Here is a 229-nt window from a genome sequence, read left to right as displayed (position 1 = left end):
CTCCGGCAGTTCGCGCATGTGCTCGACGATGGCGATGGCGCCCAGCTCGCGCAGTACCTCGGCGTGCCCGGCGGGAATGTGCCCGGCGCCGACGAAGCCGATCACCCGCATCCCCGCGGCGAGGGCGGCGCGGGTGCCGGTGCTGCTGTCTTCCACCACCAGGCAACGCTCGGGGGCGACGCCGAGCAGGCTGGCGGCGTGCAGGTAGACGTCGGGTGCGGGCTTGGGC

The 229-nt window shown here is 74.2% G+C and carries 1 protein-coding gene; it reads right to left on the bottom strand.

The features are described 5' to 3' along the window. Nucleotides 1-229: HAD family hydrolase (locus tag ACLJNW_RS29175; protein WP_410962163.1), on the bottom strand; the 229-nt coding region annotated here is incomplete at both ends.

It is taken from the genome of Salmonella sp. SAL4457 (genome assembly GCF_046548235.1).
In the GTDB taxonomy this organism is placed as follows: domain Bacteria; phylum Pseudomonadota; class Gammaproteobacteria; order Enterobacterales; family Enterobacteriaceae; genus Salmonella; species Salmonella enterica.
This window is presented reverse-complemented; position numbering and strand designations above follow the sequence as displayed.